General features: G+C 40.8%; 17 protein-coding genes. 10 read left to right on the top strand and 7 right to left on the bottom strand.

Annotated elements, in window-relative coordinates; genetic code table 11:
• The first annotated feature begins 42 nt into the window (after positions 1–42).
• The 7 genes from ACSLUK_RS03205 to ACSLUK_RS03175 all read left to right on the top strand — a co-directional run bounded on the left by ACSLUK_RS03205 (position 43) and on the right by ACSLUK_RS03175 (position 5,568).
• Positions 43–525 carry a hypothetical protein gene (locus ACSLUK_RS03205; protein ID WP_448547071.1) on the top strand — a complete coding sequence of 161 codons (483 nt, stop codon included), beginning with the start codon at positions 43–45 and terminating at the stop codon, positions 523–525.
• Between the two features lie 37 nt (positions 526–562).
• Complete coding sequence (locus ACSLUK_RS03200; RefSeq protein ID WP_448547070.1) at positions 563–1,447, top strand: ATP-grasp domain-containing protein; 885 nt, start codon at positions 563–565, stop codon at positions 1,445–1,447.
• Positions 1,448–1,553: 106 nt separating this feature from the next.
• The gene (mutM, locus tag ACSLUK_RS03195) at positions 1,554–2,369 is read left to right on the top strand and encodes a bifunctional DNA-formamidopyrimidine glycosylase/DNA-(apurinic or apyrimidinic site) lyase (protein WP_448547069.1); all 816 of its coding nucleotides are present in this window, start codon (positions 1,554–1,556) and stop codon (positions 2,367–2,369) included.
• A 340-nt stretch (positions 2,370–2,709) separates the two neighbouring features.
• Entirely contained in the window at positions 2,710–3,552 is an 843-nt protein-coding gene (locus tag ACSLUK_RS03190) for a collagenase (protein ID WP_448547068.1), read from the top strand.
• A gap of 55 nt (positions 3,553–3,607) precedes the next feature.
• Entirely contained in the window at positions 3,608–4,399 is a 792-nt protein-coding gene (locus tag ACSLUK_RS03185) for a hypothetical protein (RefSeq protein WP_448547067.1), read from the top strand.
• 123 nt (positions 4,400–4,522) lie between these two features.
• Entirely contained in the window at positions 4,523–4,999 is a 477-nt protein-coding gene (locus ACSLUK_RS03180; protein WP_448547066.1) for a hypothetical protein, read from the top strand.
• A 137-nt stretch (positions 5,000–5,136) separates the two neighbouring features.
• Entirely contained in the window at positions 5,137–5,568 is a 432-nt protein-coding gene (locus tag ACSLUK_RS03175) for a GNAT family N-acetyltransferase (RefSeq protein ID WP_448547065.1), read from the top strand.
• A 231-nt stretch (positions 5,569–5,799) separates the two neighbouring features.
• On the opposite strand, the gene ACSLUK_RS03170 is transcribed toward ACSLUK_RS03175, so the two are convergent.
• Both ACSLUK_RS03170 and ACSLUK_RS03165 read right to left on the bottom strand, forming a co-directional pair.
• A complete protein-coding gene (locus ACSLUK_RS03170; protein WP_448547064.1) occupies positions 5,800–7,053 on the bottom strand; it encodes a type II toxin-antitoxin system HipA family toxin in 1,254 nt (417 codons plus the stop codon).
• On the bottom strand, positions 7,050–7,355 hold the full coding sequence (locus ACSLUK_RS03165) for a transcriptional regulator (protein WP_448547063.1): 306 nt from the start codon (positions 7,353–7,355) through the stop codon (positions 7,050–7,052). The genes ACSLUK_RS03170 and ACSLUK_RS03165 overlap by 4 nt, the downstream gene beginning before the upstream one ends.
• A gap of 594 nt (positions 7,356–7,949) precedes the next feature.
• On the opposite strand from ACSLUK_RS03165, the gene ACSLUK_RS03160 reads away from it, so the two are divergent.
• The gene (locus ACSLUK_RS03160) at positions 7,950–9,311 is read left to right on the top strand and encodes a serine hydrolase domain-containing protein (protein ID WP_448547062.1); all 1,362 of its coding nucleotides are present in this window, start codon (positions 7,950–7,952) and stop codon (positions 9,309–9,311) included.
• An 86-nt stretch (positions 9,312–9,397) separates the two neighbouring features.
• On the opposite strand, the gene ACSLUK_RS03155 is transcribed toward ACSLUK_RS03160, so the two are convergent.
• The 3 genes from ACSLUK_RS03155 to coaD all read right to left on the bottom strand — a co-directional run bounded on the left by ACSLUK_RS03155 (position 9,398) and on the right by coaD (position 11,849).
• On the bottom strand, positions 9,398–9,901 hold the full coding sequence (locus ACSLUK_RS03155; protein ID WP_448547061.1) for a DUF2489 domain-containing protein: 504 nt from the start codon (positions 9,899–9,901) through the stop codon (positions 9,398–9,400).
• Between the two features lie 4 nt (positions 9,902–9,905).
• The gene (gene yihI / locus ACSLUK_RS03150) at positions 9,906–10,475 is read right to left on the bottom strand and encodes a Der GTPase-activating protein YihI (RefSeq protein ID WP_448547060.1); all 570 of its coding nucleotides are present in this window, start codon (positions 10,473–10,475) and stop codon (positions 9,906–9,908) included.
• An 891-nt stretch (positions 10,476–11,366) separates the two neighbouring features.
• Positions 11,367–11,849 carry a pantetheine-phosphate adenylyltransferase gene (coaD, locus tag ACSLUK_RS03145; RefSeq protein ID WP_448547059.1) on the bottom strand — a complete coding sequence of 161 codons (483 nt, stop codon included), beginning with the start codon at positions 11,847–11,849 and terminating at the stop codon, positions 11,367–11,369.
• A 184-nt stretch (positions 11,850–12,033) separates the two neighbouring features.
• Between coaD and ACSLUK_RS03140 the strand changes: the two genes are divergently transcribed.
• Positions 12,034–12,693, top strand: coding sequence for a TetR/AcrR family transcriptional regulator (locus ACSLUK_RS03140; RefSeq protein WP_448547058.1), 660 nt, complete (start codon positions 12,034–12,036; stop codon positions 12,691–12,693).
• A gap of 59 nt (positions 12,694–12,752) precedes the next feature.
• On the opposite strand, the gene ACSLUK_RS03135 is transcribed toward ACSLUK_RS03140, so the two are convergent.
• Positions 12,753–13,493 (bottom strand): 3-deoxy-D-manno-octulosonic acid kinase, encoded by a 741-nt coding sequence (locus tag ACSLUK_RS03135; RefSeq protein WP_448547057.1) that lies wholly within the window; start codon positions 13,491–13,493, stop codon positions 12,753–12,755.
• A gap of 56 nt (positions 13,494–13,549) precedes the next feature.
• Here ACSLUK_RS03135 and ACSLUK_RS03130 point away from each other — a divergent pair, with 56 nt between their 5' ends.
• A complete protein-coding gene (locus ACSLUK_RS03130) occupies positions 13,550–14,611 on the top strand; it encodes a glycosyltransferase family 9 protein (RefSeq protein WP_448547056.1) in 1,062 nt (353 codons plus the stop codon).
• A gap of 10 nt (positions 14,612–14,621) precedes the next feature.
• Here the strand turns inward: ACSLUK_RS03130 and waaA are convergent, their stop codons facing one another.
• Positions 14,622–15,911, bottom strand: coding sequence for a lipid IV(A) 3-deoxy-D-manno-octulosonic acid transferase (gene waaA / locus ACSLUK_RS03125; RefSeq protein ID WP_448547055.1), 1,290 nt, complete (start codon positions 15,909–15,911; stop codon positions 14,622–14,624).
• Positions 15,912–16,008: the final 97 nt, after the last annotated feature.

The raw sequence follows: 16,008 nt of genomic DNA, 5'->3' as shown, positions 1-16,008 counted from the left end.
ATTTTCGTTATAGTGAAACAAACTCTTTGGCAATGTAATTTCATGATTCGATTATCAAAAACAGGCTGGAATAATGTCATCATCTTTTCGGTGATGGCTTACATCTTGTTGATCAACATGACAAACAATTCATTATTTACTGGTGATGCAGCGGATGAGCAAATCATTCCCTTACTGGGTGAAAATGCGGTTATTCTCACGTTAACGATAAACCAATCTTTTGTCGTTGAGCGCATTGGGAGAACATGGCGGGCTAATCCTGCGACTGTTACTGGGCAGGCGCTTGATCAAATGATGATGGCATGGCACGATTTAACGGCAAACATCGTCAGTAAGCCGCCAGAAATAGATACGCAGCTTGGCTTAATTGTGAGCGTGGCGTTAGCCGGTGAACAAAAGGCTATGGTATTACAATTGTTTGCGACAGACGAACAATTGTTGGTATACAATAGACAAAGTGAAACATGGTATGCCTTACCAATTCAGCGATATGCCCAGCTAATTCCTGAGGGCGCGCTTCAATAAGAAACAATTTAAACTAACAATAGCTCAGAGACGTGTTATGAATAAATGTGCAATATTATCAATGGACTGCCTAGATGATTTCGAAGCATATGATGACCTTATTATTGAACCAATGCGAGAACGAGGCTGGGAATGCGAATGGGTTTCGTGGCGTAAAAAGCAAGTAAATTGGGACGCCTTTGACGCAGTTGTAGTTCGCACGCCATGGGACTATCAAGAAGATGCTCAAGGTTTTATTGAGGTGCTAAGGGCAATTGATGAGTCATCGGCGCATCTTGAAAACAACTTGGCGACTATGCTGTGGAACATTGATAAAGTTTATCTGAAAGAGCTGGAACAGCATCAGGTACAAATTGTGCCAACACTGTGGCGTGAGACATTTAATGCACAAGAGCTACCGAGCTATTTTGCCCACTTCAATACCGATCAAATTGTGTTGAAACCACGAGTGAGTGCGAATGCCGATAATACCTTTTGGATTACAACGGATAACGTTGAACAGCACATTGAACAAATGGCGTCAGCTTTTGCTACCAGAGAATTCATGATCCAGCCGTTTGTTGAACATGTTATTTCTGAAGGTGAGTTTTCGTTGTTCTATTTTAATGGCCATTACAGTCATGCAATCCTAAAAACGCCTAAACAAGATGATTTTCGTGTGCAAGAAGAGCATGGTGGTCGGCTGCAAGCGATAGAGCCAGAAGATGAATTAGTCGCATGTGCTAATAATACGTTAACTGCATTGAATGCCCTGAATGGGACGCCACTATATGCGCGGGTTGACTTTGTTAGATTAGGCGACAGTTTCGCCTTAATGGAAGCCGAATTGATTGAGCCATCGCTATACTTCAACATGGACGCGCACTCACCTGAACGTTTTGCACAGGCGTTTGTCGAGCGCATGTCATCAATTACGCTTTAACTAAAAGCCTTACAGACAGTTGCAAATATTTGGATAAATCGGGACAATTTGTCTGATTTATCCAGAATTCATATGTGTCGGACAAGCCGACTGGAGCCAATGTTAGATGCCTGAATTACCCGAAGTTGAAGTATGCCGTTTAGGTATTAGTCCACATGTTTTGTCACAAAGGGTTGAGCGAGTCATTGTGCGTCAGCGCCAATTGCGTTGGCCAGTGCCAGAGGAATTGGAGGATATTGTTGGCTTGTCTGTTCTCAGTGTTGATCGTCGATCTAAATATTTAATGTTGCGCTTTGATACGGGAACAGTGTTACTTCATTTGGGCATGTCGGGCACGATCCGCGTTATTGATTCAAATACCGCGGTAGCTAAACATGACCATGTAGATATAGTTTTTGCACATGGTAAAGCACTGCGCTTAAACGACCCTCGTCGCTTTGGTGCAGTATTGTGGTTGGCTGATCATCAGGACAACGATGGCATTTTGGCTAAACTTGGCCCAGAGCCTTTATCTGAAGAGTTTGATGGCGATTATCTTGTTAACAAAGCCCAGAAACGTAGCGTACCGATTAAGACTTTTCTGATGAATAACCAAGTTGTCGTTGGTGTTGGCAATATTTATGCAAACGAAGCCTTGTTTCGGGCAGGAATTTTACCAACGACTAAAGCCAGTCAAATTGCCCCAGTAAGAATGTTTGCTCTGGTGGATATCATCAAAGAAGTGTTAGCTCAGGCAATTGAACAAGGCGGCACAACATTAAAAGACTTCACCCAAGCTGATGGACGACCGGGTTACTTTGCACAAAAGCTTAATGTATACGGCCGCGCAGGTCAGCCATGTGTTACATGTGGCACTACACTCAAAGAAATAAGACAATCAAATCGTAGCTCAGTGTATTGTGAGCAGTGTCAAACAGATTGAACAATAAAGTTTCAATAAAACGTCAGCGTCATCAAGACATTAAATATTCAATAACATAAACGGGCTAAAGTTATATTTGTACTGATTGACAGGTAAGAACTTTAGTCGATTATTCTGTCTTACGAACATCTTTGCTAGATCGCTCACTTCCTCACTCTGTCCCTCCTTACTTATGTATAGACTACGAGCCATTAGTTTTAACTAATACCAAAAGAGACTAAAATCAAGAATATTTTGCATACAATATATTGGATCCTTTTGTCGGTATGTGCTATTTGTTAAGTGTCAGTACAAAATTTGGCTGACTATTAACAATTACAAAACAATTCTAGGAACAACTATGTCAATGAGAAAAAACACCATTATGGCGTGCAGCGTATCGTTACTACTTGCATCCGGTGCCACACTGGCCAAAGGCAAACCTACGGTGGAAAACATACTGCCCCATACACATACCTGTAGCGCCACGCTTAAATTTAGAGCGCAGGATATGACTACGCAGCAATTTGAGGATTCTTGTAATTTGCTTGCCATTCAAGAAGATTATTTTCATCAAAAGCTATCAACGCAATGGTTACCTGTTGATAACGATTTGAATGAAGATTTACGAATGGTCGTATTTGATGATTATCGCAACTACAACCGATATGGTTCGCGCTTGTTTGGCATCAATACGAATAATGGCGGCATGTATATCGAAGGTAATGCAACTGATCCAAATAATCAGGCGAGCTTTTATGCGCATGAAGCAGACTGGCTGCGTCCAGAGTTTGCAATTTGGAACCTCGAGCATGAGTACGTGCACTATCTGGATGGCCGCTTTGATTTGAAAGGTAACTTTTCAGACTATCCAACCAATACTGTTTGGTGGAGCGAAGGATTAGCCGAGTATATCGCTCTAAAAGATGATAATACTGATGCTGTTGCGTTAATAGCTAACGGTAACAATCGCACCCTATCTCAAGTATTCAATACCAATTACAGTAATTCGAGCGACGAGATTTACCGCTGGGGTTACTTGGGCGTGCGTTTTATGTTTGAAAACAATATCAATGATATTGATCTATTGCGCAGTTTAACACGAAGCGCTGATTGGCAAGGCTACCAAAATGAACTCAATACTTGGGCTGGCCTGTATGAAAGTCAGTGGCAAAACTGGTTAGTTACATTAAAAAATAGCTAATCTATGAATTGAGGTTTTAATAAACAGGGATGTTTACTTTCTACGCGAGGTAATCATGCGTTTTTATTTATTCCTACTATGTTGCTGCAGTTCACTGTCACTGTGGGCCAACGAAAATCTTTACAACAGGCATCAACAATTTCAACAACTGTCCAACAAGCTGCACGATCAGTTTCAGCAGCAGAATAATCATAGTTCACTTATCAGTGCATCAAGTTATCACTACATTCAAGGTGTTGGAGGTATTTTTATCTTTGCTTTTAATCAGCCATTCAATAGCTGGTTTGTAGAAGAAAATGCCGCGCATGCAACACATGCAATATCGGCAGAAGAACAAATACAAGCGAAAGCAGAGTTTCATCAATTACGGGCACAGGCAAAGCACTTATCACATCAAATTTACGGACTTGAACGTAAACTAAAATCGCTTAAACAGTCAAAAAATACCAGTGACGATCCACAAATGATAAGTCGGCTCATTGAAGAAAGCGAGGCACAACTTGAACAACTCACACTGGATAAGCAGCAGTTAAAGCCAAAATATGATCATGCCGAAAGCCGAGTTGGCCAAGTGTCCAATAATGTACAAAACGCAACCACGAACTACTTAATCAATGTTGAGCAACAATTATTCAACCATATATGTCACAATCAACGCCTGCTGGATGATGTTGTAGCATCTTCAAATGAAAGTTTGTCTTTTATTTTGAAACAGGCTGATTATGACAAAGATTTTGGCACGAGAGATCTAGTATATCGTGCCTCATCAGCACTTATGAAAAAATGCACTGAGCGCTCAATTGACGAGAACGAATTTAGTAATCAATTAACAATACATAACTTCTAAGTATAAGAACCTTAGTGAAAAAGTAGAATTGTGTTCCGTGAGGCTTAATGTTGACTTTTGGTTAATACGTGAATAGGTTAATACGTGAAAGGGTTAAATTGAGTGAATAATAAAGGGAAAATTATGAAAATATTAACAGTGATTATGACAGGGTTAATAGCTGGGGCTATTTCAGGTTGTAGTGTATTGCCAATTAAATCTGAAATACGTGAAAATTACTTTCGTTTTGAGAACTTTAAACGTGATGACCGCACTAATTTAGAATACATTAATCTAATGTGTTATAGGAAAAAACCTATTGGCTGGGCAGAACCCAAACAATACGTGAATGGTGAGCACAATCTTTGGGTTAAAGCCAGTGTAGCTAAGCGAGGCGTTGTAAACAGTAAAAAAGAAACAGTGGTTAACTTTAATCTTACATTGGATGCTGGAAAGAGTTACAAGCTAAATAGAAAAATTAAAGATAATCAAATTGCTCTTTGGATCGAAGAATCTGATACGGGCGCAATTGTTTCAGAAGTGATTAATTCAGAGCTTAAATTACCACCACTAATTGATGATGCTTTGAGAAAAAAACAATGCTTGGCTGGCACTATTTAAAATGTAAGCATAAGACTTGCTAATGAAATATTTATCTAGCACCTTATGCATTGTACTCAATAGATTTGTTCTATTTCTCTTGATAGAGTATACGCTCGCGGCTGCACATAACTTTCAGTCAACTAAGAGAAAATATTATGATTGTTGAAGATGCGCTTCCCAAAGACTATGCAGAAATGCTAGTTGTTTGGGAAAACTCAGTCCGAGCTACTCATAACTTCATTACAGAAGAAGATATTGAGTTTTTTAAACCGATTATTATCGAGCAAGCGTTTCCAGCGGTTGTGTTGAAATGCGTAAAAGATGTTAATGGTGCAATTCTTGGTTTTGTGGGGGTTCACGAAACCAAAATTGAAATGTTATTTATCTTAAACTCCGCACGAGGAAAAGGGATTGGTCGGGGGCTTTTGCAACATGCAATCGAATATTTACACGCCAAAAAGGTAGATGTGAATGAACAGAACCCATTAGCGGTAGGATTCTACCAGCATATGGGCTTTAACGTTTTCGCACGTTCGCCAGTCGATGATATGGGGAAACCATTTCCAATTCTGCACATGGGTTTATAAGCTCGGAGTTTTTAAATTACAGAATTGTCAGAAGATTCGCTTAAGGCTAATAACTTTAAGTGGACTTCCCAGACTTTACTAAACACCAACTGAGTTACATTGTAACTTCAACTAGAGGTGTTCATGCGCAACTATCTACCTTTTTTACATAGATAGTTGCGCACGAAGGAAATATTTGAGTATTTTCTGGTCATTCAGTGTTTGAGCTTGAAGTCCACTATTGTGACTATCCTAGACCCTAAATGCTTCTTGCATGCCAAGCTGTTCTTGCCTGCTAACTCCTATACCAGATGCAACAGCTTCCCAGTTTTTCACTGAGAGCATCACTTCGTCATAGATTTTCTTTGCCTCAAGTTCCTTCAAGTTAAAGTAATCAGCGACATTAAATGCCAAGCCATAATCCAGCTCATTTGACATGTCATCGATATTCAGGTGTAAGCCAGTCTTATCAATAGACGGGTTTAAGTCATAGGCAGGTGACAGTGCCCACCCTTTTTTTGTCAGTAAGAAGCCGTGATTACGTAAATGGTCATCGGTATTAGATACAGCAATATTGAACACAATACGGCGCCATAACTGCGCTAAATCTTTTTGAGTTTGCGAGCCATTTACTGTTAAAAATTCTGCTAGCTCTAAGTAACTTGCATCTTCTGTTTCGCCTCTGCCGTCGTAGTACTGAAGTTGAGTCATGGCTGATGAAAAATGTATTCGCTGACCTTTATCTCGGTCAAATCGTTTAGTGATAAACGTATGGTGAGTAGAGTTAAACTTTTGAATATCACATGGATACATGTCAATGCCAGCATCAAGAGCTAACTTGTGACAGACCATTTCCCAAGCGCCGACATCTGTAGTGTCGTTACTATTGGGAAACTTGGCTATCCACAAATCATTGTTGTCATCGTGCACACATGCTTTAGGGCGAGCGCCACCTAATGAAGATCCTGGCGCAATAAGCATGCTTAACCAACGGTAATACTCGTCACTATCAATGTTTTCATCGTTTTCGATCATCATTGAAGCATATTCTAGTTGTTTAAGTGACGCCATTGGTGGTGCAGCATACTCAGCATTATCATCTAAGAAATTGCCTTTGGGCTCTGTTTTGAATCGTAAACCTCCCATCCGGTAGGAGTCATGAACGCCAAGTAAATAATCCATGGCTGTCATTCTGGCGGTCTCTCTGTGGCCATTTTTAAAATCGAGAGCCGCACGCCGCTTCATTAATAGCTCGCCCCAACGGTCTGGGCAAGAATCTAGAAACACGCGGAAGTTCTTATCACTTCTATCGTTGTAATGCTCTCCAGAAGTTAATGCTAGTGACGGGTCGAGCTGCATGCGAAACGGAGACTTTAAGAAATCTCTATCGTATTCAAAGCTAAATACGCCACCTCGTGATGTTTCCTGAAATAAAAGATGGCCAGCTAAAATAGGCGCTTTTATTGGAAACCAAGAAGCATAAACTTCCGCAGTCACTCGACTCATCGTTTTTTCTCCAGTAGCTTCATGTCTTGAAGCTTGCTTCCCAGCTCATCGTGCCCGGCCATATCAGCAAAGTTACTTTCCATGCCGAACACCGCCATCACTTTTAAGTAAGCGCCAATAGCAACGCCTGGGTCGCCGTTGAATACTTTGGTGATGGTCTTCGGATCTAACCCTGTACGTTCTGCTACCAATGCCTTGGAAAATTCTCGGCGCTTCATGGCGAGAAATAAGTCTTCACCAAACGTGGTAAGAATCTTCTTTTGTTTTGGAAACAGTTTTTTGTGACCAGCTACACTTGCCATACTCAACTCGCTAGGGATTATTATCCCATTAATTGCGTCTTAATATGGATAATTATCCCTCAAAAATAAAATTATTCAAGTTTGAGTTTTAAGGTTGTTGTATTGTTTAAGGATAATTATCCCATTAACTGTGTTGTAAAATGGATAATTATCCCTTTTTATAGTGGTTCTGAGTGTGATTAATCACAGGTGTTTCTTGCACCATTAGCGTTTTCAAAAGTATCGAACTGAACAGTATAATACTCACCAGTGCGATACTTGCATCCGCGAATAATTAGCACCCATTCTTTCTTCTGCGTCATTCAATAATAATCGTGTTTCAGCCTAAAAATCTCAGGTGATTGATATGGGAGTTATTGCTGTTTCAGACATGTAATAATCTACAGGTATATATTCCGTTAGAATTAAACATGAGATCGCTAATACTTTCTGGCAAGCACACTATCAGCGTAGAAAGGAAGGTGTTAGCGCCTGTAATGCAATTTATCACTGCTGTTGCATTACCTATCAAATTGCGTTCAATAATTAAACATTGATTAATGTGGCGTCATATAGTTTAGTATGACATGACGTAATAATAAGAACGTGATTAATATGATAAAATATTCCTTCATGGTATTGGCGTGCTTAACGCTGATAATGTCGTGCAGTGACGCGACAAATTCTACCTCTGAGCCGTATTCAGCCGTTTCTAAACAAGAGAAAAAGTCACCACAGGAAGCAATTGACGTGGTAGTTGACTCTTTTGCTCAACAAAACGATTTTATGGGTAGTATCGCTTTGACCAAAGCTGGTGAGCTTATTTATAGTCGAGCAATCGGATATGCTAATGTCTCAACAACGAAACCCTCGAACCAAGATACGCGATACCGTATAGGATCACTCTCTAAAACTTACACGGCGACTCTAATCTTAAAGGCGGTTGAAGATGGTGCGCTAGCATTGGAACAGACGATTGAACGCTTTTTTCCTAAACTAGAAAATGCAGAACGCATTCGCATAATTGACTTGCTACAGCATCATTCGGGCATTCCGAATTTCACTCAAGATAAACAATTCTTAACTTACCATACCGAGTTTAAATCTAAGCAAGAAATGCTCACGATGATACAGGGCTACGCTAGCAACTTTCCGCCAGATACCCGAGCAGAATACAGCAATTCCAATTATTTCTTATTGGCACTAATACTAGAGTCTATTTACAACAAGTCATACGAGCAATTATTGAACGAGCATATAGTGCAGCCGCTAGGATTAACAGCTACCTATGTTGGTAAAAAAGTGAACATCTCGCAAAATGAAGCCGTTTCATATCGCTATATAGACAATTGGCAGGTAACGCCTGAAACCGATATGTCGCTTGCGTTCGGTGCGGGCTCGATTGTTTCCACACCGAATGAAGTTTCAGTATTCATGAACGCGTTGTTCAACGGGCGAATTGTATCTAATGAATATGTTAAGCAAATGAAAACGCTCAAAAATCAATTTGGTATGGCCTTAAAACACTATACCTTGAGTGGTCGAGATGCATATGGACATCGCGGTAGCATAGACGGATTTAAATCGTCTGCAGTCTACTTTCCTGATGAGCAGGTTACTCTGGTGGTTACGTCTAATGGCTCTAATGACAACATAGAAGGGTTATTTCGCGACGTAGTCAAAGCATATTTTGATGATGCAGCCATTGAAATCTCTAGCGCTGAACTGCAAAAATATGTTGGTATTTATACATCAACATCAGATCCTTCAGACAAGGTCGTATTTACGCGACAGGCCGATGTGCTCATTCATATCATCGGAGGCGAATTCCAAGAGCAGCTGATCTACCAAGGTCAACGACAATTCTTATTTGAGCAAATGTATGCTCCCGCCATGTTATTTACTTTTTCGGAAGATGGTAAAGCGTTAGAGCTGGTGCAAGACAAGTTCACAGGAAAATTCATTAAGGAAAGCTGATTGGGGTATGTGTAGTTGAAGAACGGCTGCCATAGACGGTTACCGTTCTTTACTTTTAAAGAGTATGACGTTGAATTGCTTTAACGTTATCCAACCAATTGGCTATTAATGGTGCTTAGTTTCTCAATGGCATATTGATGGATCAGCTCGATATTTTGATGCACATCAGTGAAGAGTCTTGCTTCAACCTTGGTACGTTCTAGATCAAGTTTCATACGCTCTTTTTTAGCGAGTTGCTTACGCGCTTCTAATATTGGCATGTGCTTAATTGCCTCATAAAGCTCAAAAACCGCCGGAAACTCTTTGCTCAAGCCGTTGACTGTTTTCATTGAATCTAGCAATACGCTCAAGCGCCAACAACCTTCTGAGATATCACATTGTTCTTCTTTCATTGCGCGAACAATAATGACGACACTATCAAGCACCTTCTTATCGTGTTCGTTTAGCGCTTTTTCATGAGCAATTTGTGCCTCGGCCTGTGCTTTATTTTGCTGACTTAGCTTGCGTAGTAAACTACCTGCGTAAAAGGCCAAACCTGCAATGATAAGAGCACCAATACCAATTAACGTTAAACCTAAAGGACTGGTCATATGGTTAATACTCTAAGTCATCAAAATCAGCACTGTCGAATTTATCCCAAAGGGCATCATCATCTATATCAACAGCCTGCTTTTTCGGCATTTCGTCCGCTGTTTCTGTGGCTAATTGATCTGACAGTTGTTCGTGTTGCTCCATCAGGTCATTGTAGTAATACACTTCTTCTTCTGTAAGAGCGATATCTTGATCGATCTTTTCAACGATACCTTGTAACTTCTCATCTGTTTCAATGGCGGCAATTTTATCCGCGGTTGAAAGTGACGATTGCATCACCTTGATCGCGGCAATAGGTGATTGACTCGCCGATTTCTTCGCTGGCTGCTTTGTTTTTTCAGCGACAGGCGTGCCAAGCGCGATTGGTTTTTTACTACCAATGCGTGGATCTGTTACCGCTTTGGTGCGGTTATCTGTGCCTTTTTTATTGAGGGCTTCTTGTTGGCGGTTGCCAGCCGTTTTACCGGTTTTCTTTTTCGGTTTCTTATCTGACGGCGTAAAAGCCAGTTTAGATTCTTTTACAGCCCCGATGGAACCGACGCCAGGCTTTCTGGATTTTTTCTTGCGTGTCATAGTGAATAAATTGAATTGCGCATTAATAACGCTATTTTACGACATTCTCACGAAGAAAACCCACAATTGATAGAAAATTTATTAGCAGAAAGAAAAAAACGATGGCATAGCCATCGTTTAGGAGAATTATAATTGCGGCTTTAAGCGGCAAATATGTGTGTTTCCAATTCTTAAATGGTTGTCCTAACCTAGTTTAACAGTCCCTGTAATCAATGACATGTTCCACTGTTCTTATTAACGCTTCCCTATCAGCATTTTTTTTCTCGGTCTTCCTAACGCTTTCTTGGGCTATCCTGTTATATCCTCCTGGACATAAACGTAACATTCTTCCTGAATATAAGTTAACCATCCCTATTCGAATTTGTTGATATCGAAACATTCGATATATAAGTCACATTCCAAGCGACGTTTCTTATTATTGGGCCGTCCTTGCGACTAACGCTACTCAGTAGCTGATAGACACTTTACGCGACTTAGCGAGAACGGCAAGACTAAAGTTCAATTTTTTTTAACTTTTTTTAACATAAAATTACTATGTTGTTGTTTTTATGCCGTTTGAAGATGTTACTAAATATTTTTTAGGACATTGCTTTAAACCGCATATGGCAAATGTCTTACAATAAAAATGGCAAAAGTATCACTTTTTTTGAGTGCTTTTTTATACGAAAAATTTCGTTATAAACGGTTTGTCGTCGCAATTCTGGCGATAATCAGTCTCTATTTTTGTACTGTTCTGGTTGACCAGTTGGGCAGTGCGAAGGTTTATACAATTTACGAAAAGGGGGTAAGTTTGAAAATTGCTAAGGAACAAGGGCATGAAAACGACACTTCAACAATAATCATTGCTAGAAAATTGCGTTTGGGCATGCCCAATTTAGTGCAATATTGCGGCTAACGTCCTAGCGTCTGCTCTAGTGCTTGTTGTACTACGGGGTGGACGAATTGGCTTACATCGCCTTTGTGTAATGCTACTTCTTTAACCAAGGTAGAAGAGATGAATGAATTTTCTTCCGCAGGAGTTAGAAATACACTTTCCAGATCGGGCGACAATCGGCGGTTCATATTGGCTAGTTGAAACTCATATTCAAAATCTGAAACTGCACGTAGCCCCCGCACTAACACATTGGCCTGATGTGCTTTAGCAAAATCAACCAATAACCCTGAAAAACCGACAACTTGCACATTGTCTAAGTGCTTAGTGGTTTCTTCTAATAACGCCACGCGCTTTGCTAAATCAAAACAAGGTTGTTTGCTCGGGCTTGCCGCCACGCCAACAATTACATGATTAAATAGCTGGCTTGCGCGCTCGATAAGATCGGTGTGCCCATTGGTGACGGGATCGAATGTCCCTGGATAAATAGCTCTAACTGTCATGATGTTGATTCTTAATAAGTGGATATTGTTTATTGTACGCAAGCACGTTTGATAATGGCAACTGGATCAAAATAATTTGCGTGACCAACAACCTCTAAAGTATTTACTCAAAAAGTCGTTTACCTTGGTCAATTATTGATAGTATGATAAAACGATTACCCATTTAACAGGCCAACGTGAATATATGAAGACCCGTGATAAGATAATTCAGGCAAGTATCGAGTTATTTAATAAGCAAGGTGAGCGTAATGTAACGACAAACCATATTGCTGCTCATTTAGGTATCAGTCCTGGCAATCTTTATTACCATTTCCGTAATAAAGAAGACATTATCTTGTCGATATATGAAGAGTATGCGCGTAATCTGTTACTAGAAACATTCCCAAAAGTTTCACCTGATATTAAGCCACTCGACGCGATTATTCTTTATATGGATGCCGTTTTTCAGGCGTTAATGAAGTTCCGTTTTTTCTACGCTAACTTGCCTGTTTTGCTGGCCAAAAACCCGTTATTGCATGAGAAGTATGTTGAAGTGCAAGATCTCATCGCATCACGTGTCAGCGAAATGCTTATCTCGTTACGCGATGCTAACATGATGCAATTTGATGACGAAGAATTGCCTGATATTGTCAGTATTCTTCGACTAATCAATACGTTTTGGCTAAGTTTTTATCAAACGCAAAACAAAGATGCCGAAATTAATGATTCGGTATTTTATGATGGTGTATTGAAAATCTTAGTGATGATTCGTCCTTATATCACTGAATCGGCGATGGGCGAATTTATCGAAGCGCGTGCGATGTATCGTCAGCGTCATCAAGATGCGCTTAATGATGTTGCGTAGCGCCGTATAACACAAAGCGCCACTTAGGCGCTTTGGTTAGCATCAATTAATCACCAAATTTAAGATAAATAACCTTCCATTAAGTATTGCCAATCGCACTCCTGCCAGTGAAATGTGTTAAGTCGTGCTTTTTCTTTACGAAATGATCTGTGCAGGCGTGACATATTAGCTTGTTGCCACGATTGCTTAATTGGTCGCTTACTGCCGCGATCGAAATCAATCAACCAGATCTTCTCGTTACTATCGAGTAAGATGTTGTGGCTATTGAGATCATGATGGTAAATGCCATGGCGGTGGAACTGCGCAATGCACTGACCAATCTTTCGCCATTGTTTTTCGTCAAGTGGTGCATGCGACAACACAGCAACTAAATCCTGACTATTGATAATTCTTGCGGTGATGAGGTCGCATTGGTAATACATGCCATGTCGTATAACTCGATAGGCAACGGGTTCAGGTACTGGTAAACCTAAGCTATGCATCGTATTAAGCAACTGGTACTCGAGTACCGCACGTGAATTCTCCATGCCTAGATAGATAAACCCATCATTAAATATCTTGCCGATTAACCCACCGCGATAATAGTGGCGTAATACCCATTGTTTTTGTTCATGCTGGACAAAGTAAGTGGTACCGCGGCCTGTAGCGGTATCAAGGATTAACCCTTGAGATTGCCAGTACTCACTATCGAAAAAATCAGGCGTAAAGGATTTAACTTGGTCAGTATTGTATCCGCAATAAATACCATCCTGCTGATAAACTTTTTCGTGACAGGGTTTTACAATTGTGTTGCGGTTCAAGATAATACACCTAATGTTGAACGAAAATATAGAAGCTCTATTGTGGTGAATCCTTTATGTTGGGTCAAATAACTCCACCAAAAAATTTGTGTTTGTTGCGCTTATCGGCGATTGGCGATGTTTGTCATGCTGTTGCAATGGTACAACAAATACAAGCGTACTGGCCTGACACTAAAATTACTTGGGTGATAGGTAAAGTTGAAGCGAGCCTATTGGCAGGATTGCCAAATGTGGAATTTGTGATATTTGACAAACGCGCGGGTTTAGAAGGTTATAAGCAGCTACGTAAAACACTCGCGGGGAGAACGTTTGATGTGCTTCTTCATATGCAAGTCGCGTTTAGAGCAAGTATTGCGAGTTTGTGTATTTCCGCTAAGGTGAAAATTGGTTTTGATCGTCGCCGAGCTAAAGAAGGACAGTGGTTGTTTACCAATCGTCAGATTGAACCGCAAGAGCGTCCGCATGTGCTAGACGGTTTTATGGCATTTGCCAGAGCTTTGGGTGTTCCAACCACAGAGCCAAAGTGGCAAATGCCTTTGACTGATGATGACCAATTATGGGCAAGCGAAACGCTCACTAGTGATAAGCCTTTGGCTGTTATCTCACCTGCGGCCAGTAAAATAGAAAGAAATTGGCATGCAGAAGGATACGCGAAAATTGCCGATCACCTCACCGAAAGAGGCTTTCAGGTCGTGATTTGCGGTGGCCCTACAACCCAGGAAAAACTACTTGCCGAACAAATTGAAAGTCTGGCCACTGCTACCCTTGTTAACTTAGTCGCTAAAACAACCTTAAAGCAACTGTTGGCGGTTCTCAAACTAGCACACTTAGTGATCGCTCCTGACACAGGTCCTGCGCATATGGCGGTTACTGTAGGTACGCCAGTTATCGGTCTATACGCACACAGCAACCCACATCGAACAGGGCCTTACTATTATCACCATTATGTGGTGAGCTGTTATCAATCTGCTATTCAGCAGCAATATCACAAACCGCTAGCGAAACTGCCTTGGGGTATACGAGCCAAAGGCAGTGATTTGATGAAGGGCATTAGCGTTAGCCAAGTTGAAGATAAGATCAGGCAACTGATTGAAGATCATTATCCTGAATTGGTGTAGCGCACAGTTGCTACTTGATTAATGAGACTATGGCGCGACAGGTTTTATCGGTAGCGCCTTGGTTACTTAACACCACATCATGGGCTTGTTGCCCGAGAATTGAACGTTCTGATTCGTCGAGTAAAATATCATTCACCTGTTGGAACAACTGTTTTGCTATAGGTGTTTGCTCATTGAGTTGAATAATGCCGTTGTGAACAAGCATGCGTTGGGTGATTTCGGCAAAATTAGACATGTTCGGTCCAACAATGATGGCCTTCTTGAATAAGGCTGGTTCCAATGGGTTGTGACCACCAATATGGTTAAAACTGCCGCCCATGGTGACCACATCTGCCAATGCACATGCTGGCAATAACTCGCCCAATGTATCTATCACCCAAATATCAATATCGTTAGTAACCGGTAATTTATCTGAACGATTTACAACCTGCCATTGTTGTGCTTCACAAAGCGCTGACACTTCGGCAAAGCGTTCTGGGTGACGTGGAACCAGTATTAACAACAAAGCTGGATGTTGTTGCTTTAATTGAGAGAAACTCTCCAGTATGAGGGCTTCATCACCAGGGTGAGTGCTCGCAACAAGCCATGTTGGTCGTTCATCCTGAATAAATTTTGCTAACAATTGGTGTTTATCTTTGACTTGCTCACTGAGAGATAAATCAAATTTAATGTTGCCCGACACTGAACAATGCTTTTTAGAAACATCTAATGCTTGAAAATGATGCAAATTATCGATGCTTTGCACCAGCAACCTGTTGAAACAGTTTAGTGTTGGGGTCACTAGCCAACTAAATTTTTTGTACTGCTTCACTGATTTCTCGGTCAAGCGGCCGTTGATCAGCAGTAAAGGAATATGTTTACTGTGTGCTTGTGCGATCAGGTTAGGCCAAATTTCAGTTTCCATAATAATCAATGCTTTGGGTTTCAATCGTTGCAAGAACATCCATGTGCATGGCCAGCAGTCGATTGGCAGGTAGCAATGTTGTACTTTGTCGCCATAAAAACTGGTGATTTGTTGTGAACCGGTTGGTGTGAAAGAAGTAAATGTTATGTCAACTTGAGGATGTTCGGATAACAGCTTATCGATTAGCGGTTTTAGTGCGATAACCTCACCGACACTGGCGGCGTGAATAACGATAGAATTCGGCTTTATTTTGCTTGGCACGATGCCCAAGCGCTCACGAATCCGTTGACGATACGCTGGGTTTTTTCGAGACCGCAGCAACAATGCCAGCAAAAGTACTGGCAGCAAAGCAATGACAATAATTCGATATAGTGTTAGTGAAAAAAAGTAACGCACGGCATAAGGCGACTATGTTTTAACGAGCACCTAGTATACTGTATCGTACGTGCGACGAAAACAATTACCCATATTTGATGCAAAATGCCAATAGAAC

The organism is Thalassotalea fusca (assembly GCF_053485835.1).
This window is presented reverse-complemented; position numbering and strand designations above follow the sequence as displayed.

Bases quoted from the DNA above. Each gene is read 5' to 3' on its own strand.
- ACSLUK_RS03205 (WP_448547071.1), top strand. From the start codon at position 43: ATGATTCGATTATCAAAAACAGGCTGGAATAATGTCATCATCTTTTCG.
- ACSLUK_RS03200 (WP_448547070.1), top strand. From the start codon at position 563: ATGAATAAATGTGCAATATTATCAATGGACTGCCTAGATGATTTCGAA.
- mutM (WP_448547069.1), top strand. From the start codon at position 1,554: ATGCCTGAATTACCCGAAGTTGAAGTATGCCGTTTAGGTATTAGTCCA.
- ACSLUK_RS03190 (WP_448547068.1), top strand. From the start codon at position 2,710: ATGTCAATGAGAAAAAACACCATTATGGCGTGCAGCGTATCGTTACTA.
- ACSLUK_RS03185 (WP_448547067.1), top strand. From the start codon at position 3,608: ATGCGTTTTTATTTATTCCTACTATGTTGCTGCAGTTCACTGTCACTG.
- ACSLUK_RS03180 (WP_448547066.1), top strand. From the start codon at position 4,523: ATGAAAATATTAACAGTGATTATGACAGGGTTAATAGCTGGGGCTATT.
- ACSLUK_RS03175 (WP_448547065.1), top strand. From the start codon at position 5,137: ATGATTGTTGAAGATGCGCTTCCCAAAGACTATGCAGAAATGCTAGTT.
- ACSLUK_RS03170 (WP_448547064.1), bottom strand. From the start codon at position 7,053: ATGAGTCGAGTGACTGCGGAAGTTTATGCTTCTTGGTTTCCAATAAAA.
- ACSLUK_RS03165 (WP_448547063.1), bottom strand. From the start codon at position 7,355: ATGGCAAGTGTAGCTGGTCACAAAAAACTGTTTCCAAAACAAAAGAAG.
- ACSLUK_RS03160 (WP_448547062.1), top strand. From the start codon at position 7,950: ATGATAAAATATTCCTTCATGGTATTGGCGTGCTTAACGCTGATAATG.
- ACSLUK_RS03155 (WP_448547061.1), bottom strand. From the start codon at position 9,901: ATGACCAGTCCTTTAGGTTTAACGTTAATTGGTATTGGTGCTCTTATC.
- yihI (WP_448547060.1), bottom strand. From the start codon at position 10,475: ATGACACGCAAGAAAAAATCCAGAAAGCCTGGCGTCGGTTCCATCGGG.
- coaD (WP_448547059.1), bottom strand. From the start codon at position 11,849: ATGACAGTTAGAGCTATTTATCCAGGGACATTCGATCCCGTCACCAAT.
- ACSLUK_RS03140 (WP_448547058.1), top strand. From the start codon at position 12,034: ATGAAGACCCGTGATAAGATAATTCAGGCAAGTATCGAGTTATTTAAT.
- ACSLUK_RS03130 (WP_448547056.1), top strand. From the start codon at position 13,550: ATGTTGGGTCAAATAACTCCACCAAAAAATTTGTGTTTGTTGCGCTTA.